The organism is Lactobacillus iners DSM 13335, assembly GCF_000160875.1.
In the GTDB taxonomy this organism is placed as follows: Bacteria; Bacillota; Bacilli; order Lactobacillales; family Lactobacillaceae; genus Lactobacillus; species Lactobacillus iners.
Map to the genome: position 1 here is coordinate 118,277 of NZ_GG700801.1, position 1,612 is coordinate 119,888.

A 1,612-nucleotide genomic window follows, 5' to 3' on the forward strand; every position below is an offset into this window, starting at 1 on the left:
TTGCTCTGTTGTTTTTAATCTTTTCATCTATTTTTCGTAAAACGGAAGATATTCTCTTTTGTTCACCAATTTCTGGCAACTCAAACGTGTACTCCCTCATTTGCTTTAAGGAAATATTTTTTATTGTTGTTCCTGTTGCATTGCTCTCAAGATACTGCTTAAATGTCGGCGAGGAAACGATATAATATATAAAATCTTTGTCTACAGATTCTTTAACATTAAAATAGCAGGCACTTTTTCCGAGAATTATTTTTTCTGAGCCATATACGCCAACATTACCCAAAGTTCCGTTTATGGAAACTAGAATTGTTCTATTTGTTAATGGTTTCTTATACTTTTCATATTGGCTATAATCAACTCTTTTTGTTTCTTTTTTTATTAGTATTTCACCATCTACGAGGTTATTTCCATTAACAAATGCGTATTCTCCATTTTCTGTATATTTAGGTGTTCCGTGTAGTCCGTCCCCCAAAATATCAGTACATTCTTCCAAGGTAGTGGTTCTCCATTCAACCATAGTTTTTCCTCTCTATCCAATATATTTTCTGTGTGCCAATTTTACATTGCTTTGTTTCACCATCGCATATTGCAGTGTAGTATCAATCCGCTTATGGCCAAGCAGCTGTTGCAGTTGTTCGATTGGCATGCCTTTGTCAATAGCCATCGTAGCAAGCGTGCGGCGGAATTTATGAGGATGAACTTTCTCTATATCCAGCTTACTTCCAAGCTCTCGGAGTCTACATTCAACCCCGCCGATTTTCAGCCTCTCATGCGGAGCTCGGAGTGATACAAACAGTGCCGGGTTATCATCAGTACGTCCCTGCAAGTAGGTAAGTAGGTGAATCTTAGTTCGTGCGTCAAAGTACACCATTCGTTCCTTACTGCCTTTACCGAACACCACACATTCTCGCTCCTCAAAGTTGATGTCATCCCTGTTAAGGAGAACCAGTTCTCCAACACGCATCCCCGTTGAGGCCAGTATATCTATCAGTGCCAGATCTCTTGGCTCTTCGCAACTATCACGCATTTTTTCCAAGGCCTCATCGGTATATGTCTCCTTGATGGTTAAAGCTGCCTTAACCTTATGTATACGGCGTGCCGGACTCTTTAGAATATAATTCTCATCCTCCAGCCAAGAAAAGAAGCTCGATAAAATTCTTCTAATATTATCCACAGTGACCTTGCTTGAGTTTTTCTCCTGCTGATATTCTGTCAGATATGTACGTATGTCATCTGTTTCCATTTCTCGGACATTCTTTTTGATTTTTGTTGTCATAACTTCAATTGTTGCCCGATAGTAAGTTAACGACTTTTCAGAGCATCCCTCTATCCGCTTTGCCGAAAGAAAATTATTCAGAAAATGTTCATTTGTTAGTCCCGCATTGGTTTCTTCCTCCGTATCGCTTATTTGTTTGTGGAACAATGTATGTTCCAGCACTTCTTGCAGTTTTTCTAATTGCATATTGTTTAGGTAGCCAAGCATACCCTGCATAACCTCATTGATTACTTTCTGTTTCATAGTCTATTTTCCCTTTCTATTGTAGAGAAAGACTACGGAGTGGCAATCCCTATTTTTAAACTCTTGCCACTCACAAGAGTTATAGTTGTATGC

2 protein-coding genes are annotated in these 1,612 nt (G+C 39.0%); both read right to left on the minus strand.

The features are described from left to right. The coding region (locus HMPREF0520_RS00560) for a restriction endonuclease subunit S (RefSeq protein ID WP_006728950.1) at positions 1-517 on the minus strand (517 nt) is incomplete at its 3' end. A 12-nt stretch (positions 518-529) separates the two neighbouring features. Beyond that, positions 530-1,519, minus strand: coding sequence for a site-specific tyrosine recombinase/integron integrase (gene xerA / locus HMPREF0520_RS00565; protein ID WP_006728951.1), 990 nt, complete (start codon positions 1,517-1,519; stop codon positions 530-532). Positions 1,520-1,612 lie beyond the last annotated feature (93 nt).

What these genes read in the sequence shown, in the direction of transcription:
- xerA (WP_006728951.1), bottom strand. Translation starts at nt 1,519, where the DNA reads ATGAAACAGAAAGTAATCAATGAGGTTATGCAGGGTATGCTTGGCTAC.